Origin of the sequence: Haemophilus haemolyticus (assembly GCF_001679045.1) — a bacterium.
GTDB lineage: Bacteria > Pseudomonadota > Gammaproteobacteria > Enterobacterales > Pasteurellaceae > Haemophilus > Haemophilus haemolyticus.
Map to the genome: position 1 here is coordinate 16,349 of NZ_LYCK01000011.1, position 25,746 is coordinate 42,094.

The 25,746-nt window shown below is 38.8% G+C and carries 17 protein-coding genes and 1 tRNA gene; 9 read left to right on the plus strand and 9 right to left on the minus strand.

What is annotated here, in order from left to right:
• The first annotated feature begins 132 nt into the window (after positions 1-132).
• The 4 genes from A8M50_RS02935 to gyrA all read left to right on the plus strand — a co-directional run bounded on the left by A8M50_RS02935 (position 133) and on the right by gyrA (position 7,714).
• Positions 133-609 (plus strand): hypothetical protein, encoded by a 477-nt coding sequence (locus A8M50_RS02935; RefSeq protein ID WP_005646623.1) that lies wholly within the window; start codon positions 133-135, stop codon positions 607-609.
• A gap of 24 nt (positions 610-633) precedes the next feature.
• Entirely contained in the window at positions 634-2,622 is a 1,989-nt protein-coding gene (locus A8M50_RS02940) for a TonB-dependent receptor plug domain-containing protein (protein WP_005646629.1), read from the plus strand.
• Positions 2,623-2,740: 118 nt separating this feature from the next.
• A complete protein-coding gene (ycaO, locus tag A8M50_RS02945; RefSeq protein ID WP_032826591.1) occupies positions 2,741-4,504 on the plus strand; it encodes a 30S ribosomal protein S12 methylthiotransferase accessory factor YcaO in 1,764 nt (587 codons plus the stop codon).
• Between the two features lie 567 nt (positions 4,505-5,071).
• Positions 5,072-7,714: a DNA topoisomerase (ATP-hydrolyzing) subunit A gene (gene gyrA, locus A8M50_RS02950; protein WP_005646481.1), complete on the plus strand. Its 2,643-nt coding sequence runs from the start codon at positions 5,072-5,074 to the stop codon at positions 7,712-7,714.
• 54 nt (positions 7,715-7,768) lie between these two features.
• Here gyrA and metX read toward each other — a convergent pair whose 3' ends face one another.
• On the minus strand, positions 7,769-8,845 hold the full coding sequence (metX, locus tag A8M50_RS02955) for a homoserine O-acetyltransferase MetX (RefSeq protein ID WP_005646591.1): 1,077 nt from the start codon (positions 8,843-8,845) through the stop codon (positions 7,769-7,771).
• A 157-nt stretch (positions 8,846-9,002) separates the two neighbouring features.
• On the opposite strand from metX, the gene A8M50_RS02960 reads away from it, so the two are divergent.
• Positions 9,003-9,689 (plus strand): SanA/YdcF family protein, encoded by a 687-nt coding sequence (locus tag A8M50_RS02960; RefSeq protein ID WP_005646669.1) that lies wholly within the window; start codon positions 9,003-9,005, stop codon positions 9,687-9,689.
• 3 nt (positions 9,690-9,692) lie between these two features.
• Here A8M50_RS02960 and folC read toward each other — a convergent pair whose 3' ends face one another.
• Positions 9,693-10,997: a bifunctional tetrahydrofolate synthase/dihydrofolate synthase gene (folC, locus tag A8M50_RS02965; protein ID WP_005646582.1), complete on the minus strand. Its 1,305-nt coding sequence runs from the start codon at positions 10,995-10,997 to the stop codon at positions 9,693-9,695.
• A 1-nt stretch (position 10,998) separates the two neighbouring features.
• Positions 10,999-11,889 (minus strand): acetyl-CoA carboxylase, carboxyltransferase subunit beta, encoded by an 891-nt coding sequence (accD, locus tag A8M50_RS02970; RefSeq protein WP_005646488.1) that lies wholly within the window; start codon positions 11,887-11,889, stop codon positions 10,999-11,001.
• 202 nt (positions 11,890-12,091) lie between these two features.
• On the opposite strand from accD, the gene A8M50_RS02975 reads away from it, so the two are divergent.
• Positions 12,092-13,483 (plus strand): DegQ family serine endoprotease, encoded by a 1,392-nt coding sequence (locus tag A8M50_RS02975; RefSeq protein ID WP_005646613.1) that lies wholly within the window; start codon positions 12,092-12,094, stop codon positions 13,481-13,483.
• Positions 13,484-13,538: 55 nt separating this feature from the next.
• Here A8M50_RS02975 and mfd read toward each other — a convergent pair whose 3' ends face one another.
• From mfd to ettA, 5 genes are all read right to left on the minus strand, one after another.
• On the minus strand, positions 13,539-16,979 hold the full coding sequence (gene mfd / locus A8M50_RS02980; protein WP_032826600.1) for a transcription-repair coupling factor: 3,441 nt from the start codon (positions 16,977-16,979) through the stop codon (positions 13,539-13,541).
• A 102-nt stretch (positions 16,980-17,081) separates the two neighbouring features.
• A complete protein-coding gene (locus A8M50_RS08950) occupies positions 17,082-17,255 on the minus strand; it encodes a DUF5363 family protein (RefSeq protein ID WP_005646606.1) in 174 nt (57 codons plus the stop codon).
• Positions 17,252-19,096, minus strand: coding sequence for a tRNA(Met) cytidine acetyltransferase TmcA (locus tag A8M50_RS02985; protein WP_005646479.1), 1,845 nt, complete (start codon positions 19,094-19,096; stop codon positions 17,252-17,254). The genes A8M50_RS08950 and A8M50_RS02985 overlap by 4 nt, the downstream gene beginning before the upstream one ends.
• A gap of 4 nt (positions 19,097-19,100) precedes the next feature.
• A complete protein-coding gene (locus A8M50_RS02990; RefSeq protein WP_032826592.1) occupies positions 19,101-19,442 on the minus strand; it encodes a SirB2 family protein in 342 nt (113 codons plus the stop codon).
• 60 nt (positions 19,443-19,502) lie between these two features.
• Entirely contained in the window at positions 19,503-21,173 is a 1,671-nt protein-coding gene (gene ettA, locus A8M50_RS02995; protein WP_005646609.1) for an energy-dependent translational throttle protein EttA, read from the minus strand.
• A gap of 324 nt (positions 21,174-21,497) precedes the next feature.
• Here ettA and zevA point away from each other — a divergent pair, with 324 nt between their 5' ends.
• Both zevA and zevB read left to right on the plus strand, forming a co-directional pair.
• Positions 21,498-22,118, plus strand: a complete 621-nt coding sequence (zevA, locus tag A8M50_RS03000; RefSeq protein WP_032826593.1) for a zinc transporter binding subunit ZevA — start codon at positions 21,498-21,500, stop codon at positions 22,116-22,118.
• 2 nt (positions 22,119-22,120) lie between these two features.
• On the plus strand, positions 22,121-23,089 hold the full coding sequence (gene zevB / locus A8M50_RS03005; RefSeq protein WP_005646611.1) for a zinc transporter permease subunit ZevB: 969 nt from the start codon (positions 22,121-22,123) through the stop codon (positions 23,087-23,089).
• A 102-nt stretch (positions 23,090-23,191) separates the two neighbouring features.
• On the opposite strand, the gene A8M50_RS03010 is transcribed toward zevB, so the two are convergent.
• A tRNA-Asn gene (locus A8M50_RS03010) sits at positions 23,192-23,267 on the minus strand.
• A 435-nt stretch (positions 23,268-23,702) separates the two neighbouring features.
• On the opposite strand from A8M50_RS03010, the gene uvrB reads away from it, so the two are divergent.
• On the plus strand, positions 23,703-25,742 hold the full coding sequence (gene uvrB / locus A8M50_RS03015) for an excinuclease ABC subunit UvrB (protein ID WP_005646675.1): 2,040 nt from the start codon (positions 23,703-23,705) through the stop codon (positions 25,740-25,742).
• The last annotated feature ends 4 nt before the right edge of the window (positions 25,743-25,746 follow it).

The window sequence follows — 25,746 nt, forward strand, 5'->3', positions numbered from 1 at the left end:
AATAATGGCTAATTTTACAACATCGTTATATTTATTTAAATATAACGTAGTAAAAATAGGCAAAATGGTTCTATAATATTTAACGTTATATATTTTCTTACACAGGTTTATTTCTCAGAAAAGGATAATTCAATGAAATTTGAAGTGATTTATAAATTTTTCTTAGTGTGGGGACTAGCCTTAAGTTTGCTTTTCGTTGTTGCAAGTGGTATTTCAATGTGGCTAGGCTTTCCTTTTAGTCAAGCCTTAGACATTCATCTTTTCTTTGCTGGATTTACTGTATTTGGTTTGTTACTGCATTTTTATAGCCGTAAGAAGAAATGGGTAAAAATCAACACTCAATTTGCCGATCTCATCACACATAATCGCATGCCTTCTTACTGCAATTTAGATCGTTTGATGATGACTTTCGAACATTTTTCTATTCAACAAATCGCTGAACAACTTAATCTTTCTCTCCCGATTTTATTAAATGAATTATCACAAGCTCAAATAAACATAACTGATTCCCACCGCACTTTACGCGAAAACTTTCCTCTCAACGATGAAAAAATTTTCGCCACCATTACGATTGCATTAAAAGTGCGGTTCAATCCAACATTACTTTAACTCTAATCGAAGAAGGATATTAATATGAAAAAAACCTTACTTTGCACCGCCATTGGTTTGGCGTGTTTACCTGCCTATGCAGATAATGTTTTCACTCTTGGTCAAATTGAAGTAATTGGTGAAAATAGCACCGACCTAAGTACCAGCAGAATCGAGCAATCTGATTTACAAAGAAACAATCAAATTCGTGTTTCGGATGTTGCAAAATCCACTCCAGGTATTTTTTTAGAACGTAGTGGCGGGCGTAACGAACACAATTTACTCGTGCGTGGTTTTAATGCGCGACGAGTACCAGTCTTTATTGATGGTATCCCGGTTTATGTTCCCTATGATGGCAATATGGATATTGGTCGTTTTACAACTTTTGATTTATCTCGTATTGATATTTCCAAAGGCGCAAGCTCCGTATTATATGGTGCCAATACCTTAGGTGGTGCAGTAAACCTTATCACTCAAAAACCAACAAAAGAATTAGAAGGCACTATTGGCTATGGCTTTTCCCATGGTAAAAGTGGCAATACGGGAACAAACCAAACTTATTTTAACTTAGGCACTAAACAAGAATTGTTCTACGCACAATTAAGTGGCTCATTCCTCGAAAAACAAGGTGCTCAACTCTCTCGTCATTATCAACAAATCAATCCAAAAGGCGATGACGGCGGCAGAGCTGAAAACTCTATTCAACGAGATAAAAAACTAAGCCTAAAAATGGCATTTACACCAAACAAATCTGATGAATATGCCTTAGTACTTTCTACGCAAAAAGGGAATAAGCAGTCACCACTTTATTCAGGTAAAGATGGTTCTGGAAGATACTGGCGTTGGCCGATATGGGATAAAGATAGTATGTATTTTCTATCCCATACTGAATTTGATGCACACAATCTCTACTTGAATACAAAAGTCTTCTACGATTCATTCAAAAATGATTTGCGCTCTTTTGATGATGAAACATTCACCAAACAGACTAAAAAATATGCTTTCAATAGTTTTTACCGAGACTATTCCTATGGCGCGGGTTTTGACTTAGGCGGTAATTTAACGACAAAAGATAACTTAAAATTTTCTGCCATTGTGAAATATGATGTTCACCGTGCGCATAACAACAATGATCCGATTGAAGTTGATAAAGACCGCACTTATAGTTTTGGCTTAGAAAATGCTTATGCTTTTACTGATCAAACAAAATTGGTCACAGGCGTAAGCTACGACTATCGCCAATCTAATCGTGCAGAACAGTATGAAAAAAAATGTAAAAAAACGGGCAAAAATAACGCAATTTGTCCTTTTGATATGGACAATAAACAGGCGCTTAATTATCAAGTTAAACTCACGCATAACTTTGATAAAAATGACGAGTTTTCACTTAGCTTCGCGAAAAAAACTCGCTTTGCTACAATGAAAGAACGTTACTCTCGTCGCTTTGGCAAAACAGAACCAAACCCATTTTTGAAACCTGAAACAGCTTACCATTATGAAGCCAGTTATATGCGTACTTTCGGTGATTGGTTAAGATTAGATGGTGCATTGTTCTATTCTGAAGTGAAAGATGCGATTGATACAGTGGCAATTACAAATAGTGTCAGTCAAGAGCAAAATGTTGGTAAAGAAATCTTTAGAGGTACTGAACTTGCCGCGTCCATTTTTGCTACTGATAATTTAACTCTTGGTGCAAACTACACCTACACTCAAGCAAAAAATAAAACAAAAAATATTATCGTCACAGATATTCCAAAACATAAATTCTTTGCTTATGTAGATTGGAGAATTGTACCAAGTGTTGCGCTTTATATCAGTCAAGAAGCGGAACACGGTCGCTATTATTTAGATGATGCTAAAACTGTAAAACTTTCAGGTTTTGGTAACACAAATGCTAAAGTGATTTATAACGTCACCAAACAACTTAGCTTAGAAGCGGGTGTGTCAAATATCTTTGATAAAAACTACTACTATCAAGCCGGTTATCCAGAAGAAGGCCGTCTATTCTTCTCAAATATGCGCTATCAATTCTAAGAAAAGTGCGATAGAAAACCCCGAAGTGTTTCGGGGTTTATTTTTGCCGAAAAAATCTTGCCCCGCTATTAAAACTCCCCTATTATTCACCGCACTTTTTTCTCATTTAGGAACAAAAATGACAGAACAAACGTTTATCCCTGGCAAAGATGCCGCATTGGAAGATAGTATTGCAAAATTTCAGCAAAAATTGACCTCACTTGGTTTTAATATTGAAGAGGCATCTTGGTTGAATCCAGTGCCAAATGTGTGGTCTGTGCATATTCGCGATAAAGACTGCCCGCAGTGTTTTTCCAATGGTAAGGGAGCAAGTAAAAAAGCAGCGTTAGCCTCTGCCCTTGGCGAATACTTTGAGCGTCTTTCCACTAATTATTTCTTTGCCGATTTCTATTTAGGACAAGAAATTGCAAACGGCGATTTTGTACATTATCCCAATGAAAAATGGTTCCCGATTGAAGATGATGCTTTACTGCCTAATGGCATTTTAGATGATTATTTATTGGATTATTTTGATCCTAATGCCGAGCTGACGCCTGAATTATTGGTAGATTTACAATCTGGCAATTATGATCGCGGGATCGTGGCGATGCCTTATATTCGTCAATCGGACAAACAAACCGTTTACATTCCACAAAGTATTATTGCCAACCTTTATGTCTCAAATGGCATGTCTGCAGGCAATACGAAATTTGAAGCTCGCGTGCAAGGCTTGTCAGAGGTATTTGAGCGTTATGTGAAAAACAAAATTATCGCTGAAGCGATCAGTCTGCCAGAAATTCCAAAATCTGTGATGGATCGCTATCCTTCTATTCAGGCTTCCATTGCAAAATTAGAGGAAGAAGGTTTCCCAATTTATGCGTTTGATGCTTCACTTGGCGGAAAATACCCTGTTATTTGCGTTGTATTATTAAATCCGAATAACGGCACGTGCTTTGCCTCTTTTGGTGCACATCCAAATTTCCAAGTGGCATTAGAACGTACGGTGACGGAGCTTTTACAAGGTCGTAGTTTGAAAGATTTGGATGTTTTCTCTCCGCCATCTTTCAATAACGATGATGTGGCAGAACACGCTAATTTAGAAACCCACTTTATTGATTCAAGCGGTTTAATTTCTTGGGATTTATTCAAAGAAACGCCTGATTATGAATTTGCTGATTGGGATTTCAGTGGTACAACGCAGGAAGAATACAATAATTTAATGGCGATTTTCCGTGCGGATGAAAAAGAAGTTTATTTAATGGATTACAACCATTTGGATGTCTATGCGTGCCGTATTATTGTGCCAGGAATGTCTGATATTTATCCTGCAGACGATTTAATTTACGCTAACAACAATATGGGAATGGATTGGCGCGAAATTTTACTCGATTTACCAAACTGGCATCACGATGCGGAAACCTATCAAGAATTATTAGATGAATTAGACGGACAAGATATTGATGATGCGACTCGCGTGCGTGAATTTATCGGTATCGTTGCACCGAAAAATAGCGGCTGGACAACCTTACGCGTTGGTGAATTAAAATCTATGCTCCACCTGGCATTAGGCGAATTAGAACAGGCATTAGATTGGGCAAACTGGACGCTGAATATGAATAGTTCTGTATTTACTGTAGAACGTGTGAATTATTACCGCGCATTAATTTCCATCATTGAATTACATTTAGATCAAAATCGCGCCCCAGCACAATATCGTGCAGTGTTTGAGAAAATGTATGGCAAAGATGCAGTTCAACAAGCTTGGGCAGCTGTCTCTGAAGGCGGTAATCCATTCTACAATCTTCCTGCAAGTGATGAAAATTTGGAAAACTTTAAGGAACATCAGGCGTTGCTGGGGGCGTATGGGAAGTTGCAGAAAGCTAAAAGAGCACATCAAAAATAAATGAGGCTTATTTCGTACTTTCAATTCTTGAAAGTATGCCCTACTTTTCTTTGCTTCGCCAAAGAAAAGTAGGCAAAAGAAAAGCGCCCCTGCTTTTCCTTATTTCCTTTGTTTCATACAATTTGCTTAACGAAAATTTTCTGAACTCGTCGTAAACGACTCAAACAGACTAAAATTTCCTACAAATTCTATGAAACAAAGGCGGAAAAGAAGGGAACTCATTTAATTCTACCTACAAATAAAACGACCTATAAAAATCGCCCTAAAACCAACCGCACTTTTTAAATGATCCTCCGATAACTCAGGTCCCATATAAATCGCCTTTGCGACTTTCAATTTTTAGGCAATTTTCGTCTGTTTGAGCAACGCAGTTGCGAGTTCAGAAAATTGCCGTAAAGAAAATTGAAATAAAGCAAAGATCAGCGATTTAACTGGGGGTACTTTTCTTTGCTTACTTTCTTTTGTACAAGCAAAAGAAAGTAAGTCGCCATTAGGCGAAATCCTAATGTAAAAAACATACCTTTATGCTATAATCCGCCACAATTTTTGATCAAAAAAGGAATACCAATGACGGATTCAATCCAATCATCTATCACCCCTGTCAATATCGAAGAAGAACTCAAATCTTCCTACCTTGACTACGCGATGTCGGTTATCGTTGGGCGTGCATTACCTGACGTTCGAGATGGTTTAAAACCTGTTCACCGCCGCGTGTTGTTCTCAATGGATCGTGAAGGCAATACCGCCAATAAAAAATACGTAAAATCAGCTCGTGTTGTGGGTGATGTAATCGGTAAATATCACCCGCATGGTGACTCAGCCGTGTACGATACAATCGTTCGTATGGCGCAACCATTCTCACTTCGCTATATGTTGGTTGATGGGCAAGGTAACTTCGGTTCAATTGATGGTGATGCGCCAGCTGCAATGCGTTATACCGAAGTGCGTATGCAAAAAATTACGCAAGCATTGCTCACGGATTTGGATAAAGAAACCGTCAATTTCTCGCCAAACTATGATGGCGAATTAATGATTCCAGATGTATTGCCGACTCGTATTCCAGCACTTTTAGCAAATGGTTCTTCTGGTATTGCGGTGGGGATGGCAACTAACATTCCCCCTCACAACTTAAATGAAGTATTAAATGGTTGTTTGGCTTATATCGACAACAATGAAATTACCATTGATGAATTAATGCAACATATTCCGGGACCAGACTTCCCAACGGCTGCGTTAATTAATGGTCGTAAAGGGATTGAAGAAGCCTATCGCACTGGTCGTGGCAAAGTGTATGTTCGTGCTCGCGCAACGGTAGAAACCAACGAAAAAGGACGCGAGCAAATTATCGTGTCTGAATTGCCATACCAAGTAAATAAAGCAAAATTAGTCGAGAAAATCGCTGAATTAATTCGCGAGAAAAAAATCGAAGGCATCAGCAATATTACTGACCTTTCAAACAAAGAAGGGATCCGTATTGAAATTGATATTAAACGTGATGCAGTAGGGGAAGTGGTATTAAATCATCTTTACTCCCTCACTCAAATGCAAGTGACCTTTGGTATCAATATGGTGGCATTGGATCACGGTCAGCCACGTTTATTTAATCTTAAAGAAATCATTGAATCGTTCGTTTTACACCGCCGTGAAGTGGTGACACGTCGTTCTATCTTTGAGCTTCGCAAAGCGCGTGAACGTACGCACATTTTGGAAGGTTTAGCGGTTGCTCGTTCTAATATCGATGAAATGATTGCGATCATTCGCAATTCTAAAAACCGTGAAGAGGCCGCAATAGCAATCAGCTCACGTTCTTGGACGTTACATAGCGATATTATTAATCTTCTTGATGTTTCTGCTCGTCCTGATGATTTAGAAGAAAATCTAGGTATTCAAGGTGAACAATATTACTTATCGCCAGCGCAAGTAAACGCAATTCTAGAACTTCGCTTACATCGTTTAACGGGCATTGCCTTTGAAGAAGTTGTAAAAGAATATGAGGAATTATTAGTTAAAATTGCGGATCTTCTCCATATTTTAAGTAGCGCAGAACGCTTAATGGAAGTGATTCGTGAAGAATTGGAAGAAGTGAAAGCACAATTCGGTGATGATCGTTTAACTGAAATTACTGCAGCCTCTGGCGATATTGATTTAGAAGATTTAATCGCACAAGAAGACGTGGTGGTGACGCTTTCTCATGAAGGTTATGTGAAATACCAACCATTGACTGACTATGAAGCACAACGCCGTGGCGGTAAAGGCAAATCTGCAACGAAGATGAAAGAAGAAGATTTCATCGAAAAATTACTGGTGGCAAACACTCACGATACGATCCTATGCTTCTCTAGCCGTGGCCGTTTATATTGGTTGAAAGTATATCAACTTCCGCAAGCAAGCCGTGGCGCACGCGGTCGTCCAATTGTGAATATTCTTCCGTTACAAGAAAACGAACGTATTACTGCAATCTTGCCAGTTTCTGCTTACGAAGAAGATAAATTCGTAGTTATGGCAACTGCTGGCGGTATTGTGAAGAAAATCGCCTTAACCGAATTTAGCCGTCCACGTTCAAACGGTATCATCGCATTGAATTTACGTGATGAAGACGAATTAATCGGCGTGGATATTACTGATGGTAGCAATGAAATTATGTTGTTCTCATCACAAGGTCGCGTGGTACGTTTTGCAGAAAATGCCGTGCGCGCAATGGGGCGTTTAGCAACAGGGGTTCGCGGTATTAAACTCGCTTTAACAAACGATATTTCTGACGATGAAAGTGCGGTAGAAATTGAAGATATTACTGATGACAACGCTGAAGCATCATTAGACTTAAATATCGATAAAGTGGTTTCTCTTGTTGTGCCAAAAGGTGAAGGTGCAATTTTAACCGCAACGCAAAACGGCTACGGAAAACGTACACAATTAAGTGAATACCCAACTAAATCACGTAATACAAAAGGTGTGATTTCGATTAAAGTGAGTGAACGCAATGGTAAAGTCGTTGCCGCAACTCAAGTAGAAGAAACAGACCAAATTATGTTGATCACTGATGCAGGAACCCTTGTTCGCACACGCGTAAGCGAAGTGAGTATTGTAGGTCGTAACACGCAAGGTGTTCGTTTAATTCGTACCGCAGATGATGAACATGTTGTAAGTTTAGAACGTGTTTGTGATGCAGATGAAGATGATTCTTTGGAAGAAAGCAGTTCTGAAGAATAACCTATTATAAAAGAAGAAGTGCGGTGAAATTTCACCGCACTTTTTTATGACTAATTAATTACCCGCCAAACCATCTCTAATTCGTTTTTCAAACTGATCATAATCCACTAAAAACGCATCATGTCCATAATCTGATGGGAATTCGTAAAAATGTAGATCGACTCCACTTTGTTCTAAAAGCTGTTTAGTTTTATAAAGGTCAATCGGTTTAAAAAGTTGATCCGTTGTCACAGAAACCAACGTATAGCGCGCTTTAATGCGTGACAATGCCTCTTTAACATTTTCATACCCTATGCTTGGATCATACATATCCAACGCACGTAACAAATGTAAATAACTATTGGCATCAAAACGTTCTAAAAATTTTTTGCCTTGATAAGAAAGGTAGGATTCAACTTGAAAGTAATCGCCCCAAAAACTGCCATCTGATTTTGTTGCTCTTCCAAAAGCTTTTGCAAGCTGTAAATCAGTGCGGTAAGTCAGCATACCTAGCATACGCGCAATAGATAACCCTTGATCCGGCGGTGTACCCTCATAGTAATCGCCACCATTAAAATTAGGGTCATTAATTACCGATTGACGCATAACATGGTTAAAACCTATTGCTTCAGCACTAAAATAAATCGATGAGCAAAGATTTACGATATTATCCATAAAATCAGGATAATCAATCGCCCATTGATTCGCTTGCATGCCACCAAAAGATCCACCAATAATAGCTTTTAAATGGCTAATACCCAGATGATCAAGCAAGGCTTTTTGTACTTTGACAATATCTTGCACAACGATATTAGGAAATTGGCTACCATAAGGTTTACCCGTTTGCGGATTAATCGATGAAGGCCCGGTTGTACCTTTGCAACCACCTAATACGTTCGAGCTAATAAAAAAATAACGGTCTGTATCCAATGCTAAACCTTTGCCCATAAAATTCTGCCACCAGCCATCGCGGCCGTCATCAAAATAAGGCTCAGCATCGCCAGTCAAAGCGTGGCAAATTAATACCGCATTATTTTTTTCAGCATTGAGCGTACCGTAAGTTTGATACGCAACATTGATATGGGAAAGCTTGCCACCAAGCGTCATGGTTAAAGGCTGTGTGTCAAAAAGCACTACATTTTGCACAGACATTGGAAACCTATTGTAATAATGAGAATGGCACTTAAACTATCAGTAAGTCGATTAGGTTGTCAAGAAATTTTAGCCGTCTAAACGGCTAAATTATCACACATCAATGCAATTCATAAAATCCATCAAATTCCCCTTGAAGTGCGGGGAATTTTTCATTATGTTTACAGGCATGATAATAAAAAAATTACCATCAAAATTAACCGCACTTTTTCGTATATCGCTCTATACAATCTTTGCACTGATTATGCTTTGCTTGCTTGTCGATAAAGGCGTAAGTTTTTATGTGCGTGATAAGGTATTCACGAATATTGATGAACTCCCCCCTCGCGCATATGCTCTTGTTCTGGGCACATCGAAATATATTATTGGTGGAAAACCTAATGCTTATTACGAGTATCGTTTAGCTGCTGCAAAAGAATTGATCCATCATCAAAAAGTCAATTACCTTTTATTAAGTGGCGATAATCGCACGGTCCAATATAATGAACCAAGAGCGATGTTTCGTGATTTACGAAAAATGGGCGTATCTGAAGCCTCTATGTTCCGTGATTTTGCTGGTTTCCGTACGCTAGATTCCGTTATCCGAGCAGATAAAATTTTCCAAGTACAAGCATTTACGATTGTCAGCCAAAAATTTCATTGCGAACGCGCACTTTTAATTGCTAAAGCACATGATATTGATGCGATTTGTTTTGTAGCAAAACAACCTGAATTACATCTATCTACTCGAATAAGAGAAGTTTTTGCACGTATAAAAGCGGTTTTGGATTTGATATTAGGCGTTGAGCCTTATTTTTTGGGAGAGCCAGAACCACTGCCCTCCCCAATAAATAAGGTCAATTGATATTTACTCTACAACCGACCAAAATTCGGCTACGGTGTGGAAAGATCCAAAGACTAAAACAACATCATTTTTTACCGCACTTTTGAGTGCTGTACTTACACCATCCATAACAGAATTATCAGATCTAGCTTGAACATGTGGGAAATGACTTTTCAGTTTATCAGCTAATTCATCGCCTGACTGCCCGCGATAGCCACCTAAGGTTACACAATGCCATTCATCAATAATAGGCGTTAAATGCGCAAATACCCCATTTGCATCTTTGTCTTTGAGCATCCCACATACGGCAATAATTTTGCCCTCTATGCTATGTTTAAGTGCGGTCAATTTTTCAGATAAATATTTTGCGGCATGAGGATTATGCCCCACATCAACGATGATTTTTGGCAAGGTTTCAACTGGTACGCCAAGATAATCCGCTAATTTTTCACGTCTATCTGCTTTTATTGTTTGAAAACGACCAACCAGTTCTACCTCTTGCAGAGATTTTCGCAAAGTCTGTTCTGAAATATCGAAAGGTAAACATTGAACGGCTGCAAGAGCCGTTGCGGCATTCGCCAATGGAATCTGACAAAACGGCAAATTTTCTAACTGCACTTTTTTATTTTGCCATTGCCAATTTTCAGCATTTTGCTCAAATGACCAATCCACATCACGACGAGCAACTTGGCAATGTAATTTTTCAGCCTGATCTAACATTGTTTGCGGAACATTAGGTTCGCCAATCACGACAGGGCAATTTTCGCGGAAAATTCCTGCTTTTTCAAAAGCAATGGCCTCTCTGCTATCCCCAAGAAAATCGGTGTGATCAATATCGATGCTAGTAATCACAGCAAGATGGCTATCCACAATATTGGTCGCATCTAAACGGCCGCCCAAACCGACTTCTAAAATCACCACATCTAATTTCGCTTGCTTAAATAAATGCAAGGCAGAAAGGGTGCTAAATTCAAAATAAGTCAGCGATTCTGTTTTGTTTTCATCAATAAAAGCAAAAGAGGCAGTATGCGCTTCATCGGGTAAATCTTGATTTTGAATGCGTACTCGCTCGTTATAACGTAGTAAATGAGGCGAAGAATACACGCCCACACGTAATCCGTGATTAAGCAGAATCGTTTCTAACAAACGGCAAGTTGTGCCTTTACCATTCGTCCCCCCCACAGTTATCACATAAGGTGCGGGATGAAGTAAATTTAATTTTTCTGCCACGGATTGAATACGATCTAAACCAAGATCAATAGGTTTAAAATGGCTTTTTTCTAAATAAGAAAGCCACTCAGCGAGTGGCGAAGTGGCTTTTAGTTGCATATTATTCATCTTCTGAAATAAGTTCAGGTTCTACAAAAGGAGAAGGTTGATTCGTTAATTTACTCAGTACACTTGCTAAAGTTTTACGCATTTCTGAACGTTTTACGATCATATCAATTGCCCCTTTCTCAAGTAAAAACTCACTACGTTGAAAACCTTCTGGGAGTTTTTCACGCACCGTTTGCTCAATAACACGCGGCCCCGCAAACCCAATTAAAGCTTTTGGCTCGGCAATATTTAAATCACCTAACATCGCAAAACTTGCTGATACGCCACCTAAGGTCGGATCCGTTAATACCGAAATAAACGGCACACCTTTTTCACGCATTTGGGCAAGCACTGCACTGGTTTTTGCCATTTGCATTAAAGAGAACAATGCTTCCTGCATACGTGCACCACCACTTGCAGAGAAACACACAAACGGACAATTCATTTCTATTGCTTTTTCAGCCGCTTTAACAAATTTTGCACCAACTACAGAACCCATTGAACCGCCCATAAAAGCAAAGTTCGATGCAGCCACAACAATTGGCATATTATAAAGCGTACCAGTCATGGTAATTAACGCATCTTTTTCACCCGTTTCTTTTTGCGCCGCACTGATACGATCTTTATATTTCTTTAAATCTTTAAATTTTAAAATATCTTTTGGTTCTAAATCTGCCGCAATTTCTTGGCTTGAACCTTCGTCCAATAATTTTAATAAACGCTCACGTGCATCAATACGCATATGATGACCGCATTTCGGGCAAACATAAAGATTACGTTTGAGTTCTTCACTATAAAGTACTTGTTCACAAGAAGTACATTTTGTCCACACGCCTTCCGGCACATTTGCTTTTCGAGTAGAAGAAGACGGACTTTTACTAAAAATTCGGTTAATCCAGCTCATTTTTTGACCTTTTTACTGACTAGAAAATTCTGCATATTAGACCATAAATTTGCAGAATTTGCTACTTGTAAGGCGTTTTTGTACTGCTCCGATTTCCTTTAGAAACGTTCAATAAATACGAGAAATAAATCCATGATTGAACATTTTTTTTATTTCTTTGTCTCATAGACCACGTTATCTGAAATCTATTTTGGAGTATTTTATGAAAAAAACACGTTTTGTATTAAGCAGTATTGCTCTCGGATTAAGTGTCTTGAGTACACCATTTGTGGCTCAAGCCGATTTACCAAGCTTCATTTCAGAGCAAAATAGTTTGGCACCGATGTTAGAAAAAGTTCAACCTGCAGTGGTGACACTTTCTGTTGAAGGAAAAGCAAAAGTTGATTCACGTTCTCCTTTCCAAGACGATATTCCTGAGGAATTTAAATTCTTCTTCGGCGATCGTTTTGCTGAACAATTTGGTGGACGCAGTGAATCAAAACGTAACTTCCGTGGTTTAGGTTCTGGCGTTATTATCAATGCAAGCAAAGGTTATGTTTTAACAAATAATCATGTTATTGATGGGGCTGATAAAATTACCGTGCAATTACAAGATGGCCGTGAGTTTAAAGCCAAATTAGTGGGTAAAGATGAGCAATCAGATATTGCATTAGTTCAACTTGAAAAACCAAGTAATTTAACAGAAATCAAATTTGCTGATTCAGATAAATTACGCGTAGGCGATTTTACTATTGCAATTGGTAATCCATTTGGTTTAGGTCAAACTGTTACATCAGGCATTGTTTCTGCATTAGGTCGCTCAACTGGCTCTGATAGCGGTGCTTATGAAAACTATATTCAAACCGATGCTGCTGTAAATCGCGGTAATTCAGGTGGTGCATTAGTCAACCTAAATGGAGAACTCATTGGTATCAACACTGCGATTATTTCGCCAAGCGGTGGTAATGCAGGAATTGCCTTTGCGATTCCAAGTAATCAAGCAAATAACTTAGTGCAACAAATTTTAGAATTTGGTGAAGTACGCCGAGGATTGCTGGGTATTAAAGGTGGCGAGCTCAATGCTGATTTAGCTAAAGCCTTTAGTGTGAGCGCACAACAAGGTGCATTTGTGAGTGAAGTATTACCTAAATCAGCTGCTGAAAAAGCTGGCATTAAAGCGGGAGATATTATCACGGCGATGAATGGTCAAAAAATCTCAAGTTTCGCAGAAATGCGTGCAAAAATTGCCACCTCAGGTGCAGGAAAAGAGATTAGTTTAACTTACTTACGCGATGGTAAATCTCACGATGTTAAAGTGAAATTACAAGCAGATGATGGAAATCAACTTTCCTCTAAAACGGAATTACCTGCGTTAGATGGCGCAACATTGAAAAACTATGATGCAAAAGGCATCAAAGGGATTGAAATTACCAAAGTTCAACCGAACTCGCTTGCAGCCCAACGTGGTTTAAAAGCTGGCGATATTATTATTGGTATAAACCGTCAACTGGTTGAAAACACGGCTGAATTAAGTAAAGCGCTTGATGATGAACCATCAGCTGTAGCCTTAAATATTTTACGTGGAGACAACAATTTTTACTTATTAGTACAATAATTCTTCCACCGAAGATATAAACAAAAAGTCCGATCATTATGATCGGACTTCTTTTTTATGAAGCAATTGCTTTCAACAAATCTACCACAAATTCTAACCGCACTTTGTTATCAGATAGGTCTTTCATGAACTTAAATTTCAATGGACCATCAAATCGATACACAATAGGTTCTTTTTGAATTAATTGAATAAATTTATCTGGATTCACTTGTGCTTTTGGTGAAAACTCAATAAAACCGCCTTGTGTTCCGGCATCAATTCGAACAACTTTCAACGGCTCAACCAACAAACGCAATTCTGCAATTTGCAGTAGATTTTTTGTCGCATCAGGCAATAATCCGAATCGATCTATTAACTCAACTTTTAACTCGTCCAATTCTGATTTACTCTCTGCTGCAGCAATACGTTTATAAAAGGATAAACGCATATTCACATCACCTAGATAATCATCTGGCAATAAAGCAGGCACGCGTAATTCAATATCCGCTTGTTGTTGCGTCAATTCTTCTAATGATGGCTCACGCCCTTCTTTTAACGCTTTAACCGCCGCATCCAATAATTCCATATAAAGCGAAAAACCGATGCTTTCAATTTGTCCGCTTTGTTCGTTTCCGAGTAATTCGCCAGCGCCACGAATCTCTAAATCGTGGGTTGCCAAGATAAAACCTGCACCAAGGTTATCAAGATTTTCCAACGCATCTAGACGGCGTTCAGCATCTTTTGTCATCATTTTTGGCGGTGGCGTAAGCAAATAAGCATAAGCCTGATGATGTGAACGCCCGACTCGTCCACGTAATTGATGCAACTGAGCTAATCCAAAATGATCCGCTCGTTCAATAATGATGGTATTTGCCGTTGGCACATCAATACCTGTTTCGATAATGGTTGAACAAACTAAGACGTTATAACGCTGATGATAAAAATCACTCATCACACGTTCTAACTCACGTTCTCGCATTTGTCCATGCCCCACAATCACTCGCGCCTCTGGCACAAGTGCGGTCAGTTTTTCTGCTGTATTTTCAATGCTTGCGACATCATTGTGGAGATAATAAACCTGCCCGCCACGCAAGATTTCACGCAAAATCGCTTCTCGTACAACAAGATCGTCATTCTGTCGGACGAAGGTTTTAATACTTAATCGGCGCGCAGGAGGCGTAGAAATAATGGACAGATCACGAATGCCATTCATCGCCATATTGAGCGTTCGAGGAATTGGCGTTGCTGTTAGCGTAAGAATATCGATATTCGCACGAAGCTGTTTGATTTTCTCTTTTTGCCCTACACCAAAACGGTGTTCTTCATCAATAATCAACAAACCAAGATCGCTAAATTTGACATCTGATTGAATTAATTTATGGGTACCAATCAGTATATCGACTTTGCCTTCTACAAGGTTTTCCAGAATTTGTTTTTGTTCTTTTGCAGTCTTGAAACGCGATAACACTTCTACGTTCACAGGCAAATTCGCAAAACGATCTTTAAAATTCTCATAATGCTGTTGGGCTAACAGTGTGGTTGGCACTAGCACTGCTACTTGCTTATGATTCATCACAGCCAAAAACGCAGCGCGCATTGCCACTTCAGTTTTACCAAAACCTACATCGCCGCAAACAAGGCGATCCATTGCCTTAGGCTGGCACATATCCGAAATTACCGCATTAATTGCCATTTCCTGATCGTAAGTTTCTTCAAAAGGAAAAGTTGCGGCAAATTGTTGAAATTCTTCACGATCATATTTAAAGGCAAAGCCTTTCTTCGCTTCACGTTGTGCGTAAACATCTAATAACTCGGCCGCCACATCACGAATTTTCTCCGCTGCTTTTTGGCGTGATTTCGCCCAAGCCTCGTTACCCAATTTATGTAATGGCGCACTTTCATCAGAGCCACCAACATAGCGGCTAATCAAATGTAATGAAGTCACTGGCACATAAAGTTTCGATTCATTTGCATAATTTAGTAGCAAATATTCTGCTTTAATGCCGCCTGTATCTAAGGTGACCAAACCGCCATAACGCCCCACACCATGATCAAGATGCACAACTGGCTGCCCTATTTTCAGTTCGGCAAGATTGCGCACAAGCGTATCTGGATTAATTGTTTTACGTTTGTCTCTAGAACGTTGTTGAACGCGCTCGCCAAGTAAATTAGCTTCACCAATAATCGCAACAGGAAGCGATTGTTCAATAATAAAACCTTGTTCAAGAGAACTGACTAACAAGCTAAATTTTTCATTTTCAGCCTGCTCTAATGATTGAATTTGTTTTGGCTTGAGTTTTAAGGGTGAAAGCAAATCAAGCAAAGTCTCTCGGCGACCTTCCGTCTCCACAGAAAACAGTACATTTCCTTTAAAATGCTCAATAAATTGACGTAATTGTCCCAATGGTTCTTTTTGCTGGGATTGAATGGTCACTTCTGGTAAAGCGGCAACAGGTAAATTTTTCTGGCGTACCGATGACCGCACTTTTTCCGCTTTAAATGTAATGCGCGGATAAGATTTCAATCGGCGATTGACTTCATCTACATTAAGCCATAATTTTTCAGGCGATAAAAGCGGACGCATGGGATCTACTTTACGTTGTTCATAACGCTGTTTTGCATCTTGATAAAAACGCTCGCCTTGCGTTTGATTGTTTTCCATATCCACAAACAGCGTTTGTTCTGGCAAATAATCAAACAACGTCGTCATTTCAGCAAAGAAAAGTGGCTGCCAATATTCAATGCCAGAAATCAAGGTACCTTTACTGATTTGCTGATAAATATGTTCAGGATCTCGGCGAATTTCACCAAAAGTTTCACGAAATTGCGCACGGAAAAATTCAATCCCTTTGTCATCCGTTGGAAATTCGTGAGCCGGCAAAAGATTAATTGAGTTAATTTCATCAAGAGTACGCTGCGTATCCACATCAAAAGTGCGAATCGAATCAATTTCATCATCAAAAAAATCGAGGCGAAAAGGCACCGCACTTCCCATTGGGAAAAGATCCAACAAAGCTCCACGAACAGCATATTCACCATGTTCTAATACTTGCTCCACAGCACGATAGCCCGCTGCTTCTAATTGTAAGCGCATTTTATCAATGACCAAACGATCACCTTTTTTAATCAGAAGCACATTGTGTTGTAAATATTGTGGCGGGCAAAGGCGTTGCATTAATGTCGAAATCGGCAATAAGAAAATACCTTTTTTCGCATTTTGTAAATGGAAAAGCGCACTTAAACGAGAGGAAATAATTTCTTGATGGGGAGAAAACGTATCATAAGGCAACGTTTCCCAATCAGGAAAAAGACATACATTTTGACTGCTTAATTCCGATAAAACACGTGATAAACGCACCGCACTTCGTGTATCTGGTGTCACCACTACGGTTAAATTTTGATTTTGCTCTGCAATTTCACTAATCGCCAATGCATCTGCGCCGGGTAATACATTGCCTAAAATTTTGTGATCATTGGGTTGGGTAGGAATATCAGGTTGGAAAAAAGCCGTTTTCATAAATATAAATAATGCGCCAATCTTGTATAAAAATTGACGCATAGTGTACTGGAATTTGACTTATTTTTCAATAAATTTACTGTTTAAAAAAACAGTTAATGTTTATTTCTTTAAAGGAGATTCTTCTTTCTTCAAATTACCATTTTCATCTTCTGTTGCTGACATAGGCACGCAACTACAATTAGGTTGATCCAATCCCCATTCTTTAATGAAATTATCATATTTTTCAAGTGCACGCTTAAACCAACATTTTGGCTTCTCAGTTTGTTCTGTCATAAAGTTCCTCGTTCTAAATATTGTTTAATTTCTAAACGTAGCCATTCTACGCCTTTTTTCTTGTTAATGGGAAGTTGTTTTTTTGTTAAATAAGTGGAAATTAATGGGAAATTTTCTTTGCCCGCTAATTTTAATAAACGCCTCATCGCAGGAATGCTCGAAAATAAAGTGCGGTGAAAATTAGCGAAGTTTTTTAAGCTCACCCAATCGAACTCATCAAGCTGCCAATCAAGCTGATTTTGCTCAAGATTTATGGCGAACGGATGAAAAGATAAAGGGATATTACGCTGAAATTGTTTGTGCGCAGTATCAACTAAAGCCAAGCCTTCTTTGGAAATACCTTTAAGGGCTATCGCTGAATAACAACCACTGCTAGCTTCTTGATGCTCACCTAAATGCACCAAAACAAAACCGCACTTTTGCCAAAATTTTACGAGTTCGTCAGTGTAGCCAAAACTCACTGAAAGAAAATCAACTTCTGAATTTTTCATAAATTTCATTAGATTTTGACCAATACCCTGTTTTTGCCAATTTGGCTGAACCGCTATACGAGAAATGCGTAAGGAACGTAATTTACAGGCTTGGGACAGATTTTCATGGAAACATAATGCCTGTGGAACAAGATTCCCTTTCGGACGACGTTTGCCTTGTTGAATTTGAATAATCAACTCATCATCAGCCATATTTCCTTCTTCTAATGCCCAAATTGCACCGAGCCAATTCTGTTGATATTCGGCAAAATAAAAACGTTGATTTTCTCCATCAAGTAAACGGCGAAGATCGAGTGGTGATGTTCGATAATGCGCCAATGTCATTAAGCCATAAAAATCTGCAATATGAGGTGTTTTTTGTAATTCTCGAATTTGATAAGGGAGATGAGGCTGAAAAGGAAATTGCTGAAAATCATCTTCGGCATTTAGCAACAAAAGATCATCAATAAAATGTTCTAACGGATCATTTTCTTGCCAACGTAGGGGCTGTTTAGGCTCAAAATGCTGAAAAGTGCGGTGAATTTTCCGTTTAAATTTTAATTCGAAACCACGCCCCGTTCCTTCGTAGCTATGAATTGTTGTGCTGAAGACAATATGTTGAAAATATTGAGAATATTCTTGCAATAAAGGCAATGGGATCATAGCTGCTTCATCTACGAGCAACCAAGCAGATTGACTAAATTCAGGTTTATTTTGTAATCTAGTAGCCAATTCATCGGGCGCGATAAATTCAATTCCTCCTTCTGAAAATTCGATAACCGAATGCACCGCACTTTTATTCGGTGCAGTGAGATAAACTGGCGCCTGAATTCGGTTAGCAAGCATCCCCAATAATGCGGATTTCCCTCTTCCCCGCTTGGCGGTTAGAAAATAAATATCCTGCTCGGCTTGTAAAATAGTCTCGATAATTTGTTGTTGCGCCAACGTGGCATTTTTGTGATGCTCGTTAAAATAAAAAACAGGAGGAAATTCAACCGCACTTTCCTCTCTTAAAATGGGGAAATGATAGCGTTCAATGCACTGTTTAAAATGATCAATAAAATTAGGCGTGGCGATTGCTGACTGATTTCCATTCCAACGTAAACTATCTTGATCAGGCTGCTGAGATAAATTTTCCCAATCGGACAACACTAAACAAAGTGTGCCGCCCATTTTCAGTGTTCCAGCTGCAATAGCCAGTGCTTCAAGATGAATGCCATTTCGTCCATCAAATAAAATATGTTCAAATTCTTGTCCGAGCAAATTCGTTGCTTTAGAAAAAGCAATGCCGCTGTCACCGATAATCAATACGTTATCAGACACAAGCGGCAAAGTTTTGCTGATTAAAATTTGAAGTTGGCGAGATGGCATCGTTTTATTTTAAATAGGCAATTAACATCGCACCAATAAAACTTACGCAAGCAAGCCAAAAGAAAATGCTTTTGGGTTGAGAAACTTTTTTACTGAAAAATTTCGCTGCAAACACGATATACAAAATCAGTAATGCAAATTTAGCTACCAACCACCATTCAATATTAAAAACAAAGAGATATAAAATGACGACACCAGAAACAATCAACAAGGTATCTGATAAGTGCGGTAAAATTTTTAATAATTTTATCGAACGCCAGTTTTTGTCAGTAAGTTGCATTGCGCCACGAATCACCAACAAGGCAAAACTTAAAAAGGCGAAAAAAATATGTAAATAAACTAGCATAATCACTCCCAAAAAAGTAAGAAAAGTGCGTCAACATCAACCGCACTTTCTCAATCTAAATTACTTCGCAATACGTTTATATTTAATACGATGTGGCTGAGTGGCTGCATCGCCTAAGGTTTTCTTTTTCCACTCTTCGTAGTCTGAGAAGTTACCTTCATAGAACGTGACTTTACCTTCATCACCGTAATCTAAAATATGTGTTGCGATACGGTCTAAGAACCAACGGTCATGGGAAATCACCATTGCACAACCAGGGAATTCTAAGATCGCATTTTCTAACGCACGTAAAGTTTCAACGTCTAAGTCATTGGTTGGTTCGTCCAGTAATAGCACGTTACCACCACGTTGTAGAAGTTTAGCTAAATGTAAACGACCACGTTCACCACCCGATAATTCGCCCACACGTTTTTGTTGATCCACGCCTTTGAAGTTGAAACGGCCCACATACGCACGGCTTGGAATTTCAAAGTTACCGATAGTGAGAATATCTTGTCCGTTAGAGACTTCTTCCCAGACGGTTTTCTTGTCATCCATTGAATCACGGAATTGATCCACCGAAGCAAGTACAACGGTTTCGCCCATTGTCACAGAACCTGAATCTGGTTGTTCTTGACCTGACAACATACGGAATAAAGTTGATTTACCCGCACCATTTGCCCCAATAATCCCAACGATTGCCCCTTTTGGAATACTAAATGATAAATCATCAATTAAAGTGCGGTCACCATAAGATTTGGTTAAGTTTTGCACTTCAATCACTTTATCACCCAAACGTGGACCAGGTGGAATAAAGAGTTCGTTCGTCTCGTTTCGTTTTTGATATTCGCCAGAGGTCAATTCATCAAAACGAGCCATACGCGCCTTGCTTTTCGCTTGGCGACCTTTAGGATTTTGACGCACCCATTCCAACTCTTTCGCAATGGATTTTTGACGCGCATTTTCAGCCGCTTGTTCTTGTTCTAAGCGTTTCTCTTTTTGCTCTAACCAAGAAGAATAGTTGCCTTCCCAAGGAATACCCTCACCTCGGTCAAGCTCTAAGATCCAGCCCGCTACGTTATCTAAGAAATAACGGTCGTGGGTAATTGCGACAACAGTGCCCTCGTAGTCATGTAAGAAACGTTCTAACCACGCCACAGATTCCGCATCTAAGTGGTTAGTTGGTTCGTCTAATAAGAGCATGTCTGGTTTTTCGAGTAATAAGCGACAAAGTGCTACACGGCGACGCTCACCACCAGATAAATGTTCGATTTTAGCATCCCAATCAGGTAAACGTAATGCATCTGCTGCGCGCTCTAATTGGTTATCTAAATTATGACCATCATGCGCTTGAATGATGGCTTCAAGGTTCGCTTGTTCTGCCGCTAATTTATCGAAATCCGCATCGGGATCCGCATAAAGCGCATACACTTCATCTAAACGAGTAAGTGCATTTTTCACTTCAGAAACTGCTTCTTCCACGGCTTCTCGCACGGTTTGTTGCGGTTCTAATTTTGGCTCTTGCGGAAGATACCCAATTTTAATTCCTGGCTGCGGACGCGCTTCCCCTTCAAATTCTTTATCTACGCCCGCCATGATGCGTAAAAGGGTTGATTTACCCGCACCATTTAAACCTAAAACCCCGATCTTAGCGCCAGGGAAAAAGCTTAAAGAAATATCTTTCAAAATATGACGCTTCGGCGGCACTACTTTACCGACACGATGCATCGTATATACAAATTGCGTTGACATATTTATCCTTTATCTAATAAAAAAGTGCGGTCATTTTACTTGAAGTTTCTTTATTTGCCTAACAATAGGCAAATAATAGATAAAAAAAACCACCCGAAACGGGTGGCAGGAAAGTAGTTTAGCTATATTTATGATTATTTTATTTAGGAACTTTATGAATATCAAGCAATTACTTGACGGTGCTATGTTACTGAATATTGAAAGGTAAAGGAAATGCTATTGAGAGTTTTTTTGATTTACATCAACATTTTTGACAGAAAAATTCGTTTTTGCGTGTAGAATAAACAACTTCTAATGCTAACGTTCAAAATAATTAGGATTTTTATGAAAACGTATTCATTATTACTCGGTCTATTTTTTAGTTGTAGTGTTTTAGCTCACCCCCATGCATTTATAGATATGCAAACCACGCCTATCATAGAAAATAATCAACTCACTGGCTTATCAATGAAATGGACGCTTGATGAACCAAGTTCGTCCGCGGTTATTTATGATATGAAACAGGCTAAAACAAAAAATGATCAGCAAAAACTCATCGATGATGTCATGGGAAATGTTGTAAGTGAACATTATTTCAGCTATCTATATGACGCTCAAAACAATAAAATTAAATATTCTTCACACCCCAAAAATTACGGCGTAAAAATCCAAGGATTACAACTGCAATATTATTTTGATGTTCCACTCGCTCATCCACAACAGTTAGAAAAAAATACATTTAGCTTACAAACTTACGATCCCACTTATTATGTGGCGATGACTTACACCTCAAAAAGTGCGGTAGATTTTTCCGCACTTCCGAAAAATTGCCAAGGAAAATTAATTGAACCTAATGTGGATGAAAAAATCCAAGCCTACGCATCTTCACTTGATAAATCCCAAAAGAACGAAGATGATTCCTTAGGTGTGATGTTCGCACAAAAAATAATAATTCAATGTGAGTAGAAATGAAAAAATATAAAACTGGGCTCGTGTTATTAGTGATTGCACTTGCCTTACTTGGCTATTTTTCCCCTTGGTTTTTCTTACATATTGCTGCATGGCAAAAAGATTTTAATCAGCTTATTTCGGAAAATTTACATCAAATTCAAAATAATAGCATCAAGGCAGGCATTACGCTTATTTTTGCCAGCTTTGTTTACGGCGTACTTCATGCCCTCGGGCCAGGACACGGCAAATTTATTATCGCCAGCTATCTTTCCACTCATGAAAACCAATTAAAGCAAAGCACTATCTTGAGTTTACTTTCTTCCTTAATGCAAGGCATTGTCGCGATTACAGCAACAACATTGCTCGTTGTGGTGCTTAATCTATCATCACGTTATTTCAAATTAAGCCAGCTTTGGTTAGAACGAGCCGCCTTGCTATTATTGGTATTTCTCGGTTGTTATTGGATTGGGCAAGGTTTACGTGCCTATCGTAAAAAATCTAAATTAACCATTAAATCCCTAAATCCCCTCCCCCTAGACGAAAAAAGTGCTGTGAAAAATAACCGCATTTTTCAACCAAACACTTGTAGCTGTGGACACCAACATTTGCCAAGCCCCTCGCAAACTGCACAAGCAACCAATCTAAAATCACAATTTCTCGTGATTCTAACAATTGGTATGCGACCATGTAGCGGTGCAATTTTCGTTTTATTTTTAGCTTATATGCTTGATCTTTATTGCTGGGGAATTTTAGCTGTATTGGCTATGTCTTTCGGCACAGGACTTATGCTGTCAGCCTTCGCGGGAGTTGTACGTTATGCGCGAAATACCGCAATTCACTTAGGGCGTTGGTATAGTTCAAAAAATACGAAAGGAAAAAGCGAAAGCATCGTGAAACTAATCGCAGGTGGAATAATGCTATTTTTTGCCTTGAGCTTGTTATACGGCACAACCATCTCAACTGGCGGAAGCAGAATTCTATTTTGAAGTTAAAAATAAAGCCCATCAACATGATGGGCTCAAAATCTTTTGGTTGCTAATTTAGAATTTGTAAAAGGAGACAAACAAACTCTAAACCAAAAGAAAAATTGGCTCCTCCTGCTGGACTTGAACCAGCGACATATGGATTAACAGTCCACCGTTCTACCGACTGAACTAAGGAGGAATAAACTTTGTATCACAAGGAATAGGGCGCGCATTTTAATGGTCGATAATTAGCTTGTCAATGCAAAATTTAAAAAAATTTCATAAAAAACAAAAAATTTTCTCATCTTTTATATACCACCTAATATTTATTTTTCTATCCACAGAGCCTGTGGATAACTTTGTGGATTAACTTTTTAAAATTTTGCGGATCCCTTGTTCTTACAAGGATTATTCGATCTTGATTACAGATTAGCCTAAAATTAAATTTCAATTTAAAATCAACAGGTTAAGTTTTGTCTAGTAAAAAATTAAAGTTTTTTTTATGAATTTGTGACATCTTCCTCTTGACATCGCTAAGTCTGTGTAAAACTTAGATTTTTGCCTGATCAATTTTACACATTAAATATGCTAAAATAGAAATTATTCAAAACTATGAAAAAACCGACCGCACTTTATGTCTGAAAAAATCAACACAAAACCATTCATTCTGCATTCCGACTTTCGTCCTTCTGGCGATCAGCCACAAGCTATCGAAAAATTGGCTGAAAATTTAACAGATGGATTGGCACATCAAACTTTGCTCGGTGTAACAGGATCGGGGAAAACCTTTACTATTGCCAACGTGATCGCCCAATTAAATCGCCCCGCAATGTTACTTGCGCCAAATAAAACCCTTGCAGCCCAGCTTTATGCCGAAATGAAAGCCTTTTTTCCAGAAAATGCGGTGGAATATTTTGTGTCTTACTATGATTATTATCAGCCAGAAGCCTATGTGCCGAGCAGCGATACATTTATTGAAAAAGATGCATCTATTAATGATCAAATCGAACAAATGCGTCTTTCTGCGACGAAATCTTTTCTAGAACGTCGAGACACCATCGTGGTGGCTTCCGTTTCTGCAATTTATGGTTTGGGCGATCCTGATAGCTATTTACAAATGATGTTGCATTTACAACAAGGTGCCATTATCGATCAACGCCAAATTTTAGCGAAGTTAGCAGAATTGCAATATACCCGCAATGATCAAGCATTTCAGCGTGGAACTTTCCGTGTTCGCGGGGAAATTATTGATATTTTTCCTGCGGAATCCGATGATCGTGCGGTGCGTATTGAATTATTTGATGATGAAATTGAACGATTAAGTTTATTTGATCCGCTCACTGGCAGTAGTTTTGGGGCTGTTCCACGTTTTACGATCTACCCTAAGACTCACTATGTTACGCCAAGAGAACGTATTTTAGATGCGATAGAAAACATCAAAAAAGAACTCGTATCACGCCGTGAATACTTCATTAAAGAACATAAACTTTTAGAAGAACAACGCATCAGCCAACGTACCCAATTTGATATTGAAATGATGAATGAATTGGGTTATTGCTCGGGTATTGAAAACTACTCTCGCTATTTATCGGGAAGAAATGAGGGCGAACCACCACCAACATTATTTGATTATATGCCCTCTGATGCTATTTTAATTATTGATGAATCTCATGTGACGGTGCCTCAAATTGGTGGAATGTATCGTGGCGACCGTTCACGTAAAGAAACCTTGGTCGAATATGGTTTCCGTTTGCCATCCGCATTGGATAATCGTCCGTTACGCTTTGAGGAATTTGAACGCTTAGCCCCACAAACCATCTATGTTTCCGCAACCCCTGGGCCTTATGAATTAGAAAAATCAGGCAGTGAAATCATCGATCAAGTGGTTCGTCCGACTGGTTTGCTTGATCCGCTCATTGAAATTCGTCCTGTCTCAATTCAAGTGGATGATTTACTTTCCGAAGCTCGCCAAAGAGCGGATAAAAATGAGCGCGTTTTAGTGACAACACTCACTAAAAAAATGGCGGAAGATTTAACGGATTATTTAGATGAACACGGGATTCGTGTACGTTATCTACATTCGGATATTGATACCGTGGAGCGTGTGGAAATTATCCGTGATTTGCGTTTAGGCGAATTTGATGTATTGGTTGGAATTAACTTATTACGTGAAGGTTTAGATATTCCGGAAGTGTCTCTTGTGGCGATTTTAGATGCTGACAAAGAAGGATTTTTACGCTCCGAACGTTCTTTAATTCAAACCATCGGCCGAGCTGCACGAAACTTAAATGGTAAAGCTATTTTATATGCGGATAGCATCACAAAATCGATGGAAAAAGCTATTACTGAAACCAATCGTCGTCGTGAAAAACAAACAAAATACAATGAAGAACATGGCATTGTGCCACAGGCATTAAATAAGAAAGTCGGTGAATTGTTAGATATTGGGCAAGGTGCAAACCAAAAAGCGAAAGCCAATAAACAACGTGGAAAAATGGCGGCAGAACCAACCGCACTTTATAATGCACCGAAAAATGCCAAAGAATATCAACAACAAATCAAAAAACTGGAACAACAAATGTATAAATTTGCGCAAGATTTGGAATTTGAAAAAGCCGCGGCAATTCGAGATCAATTACATCAATTACGTGAACAATTTGTTTTTGATAACTAAAAGA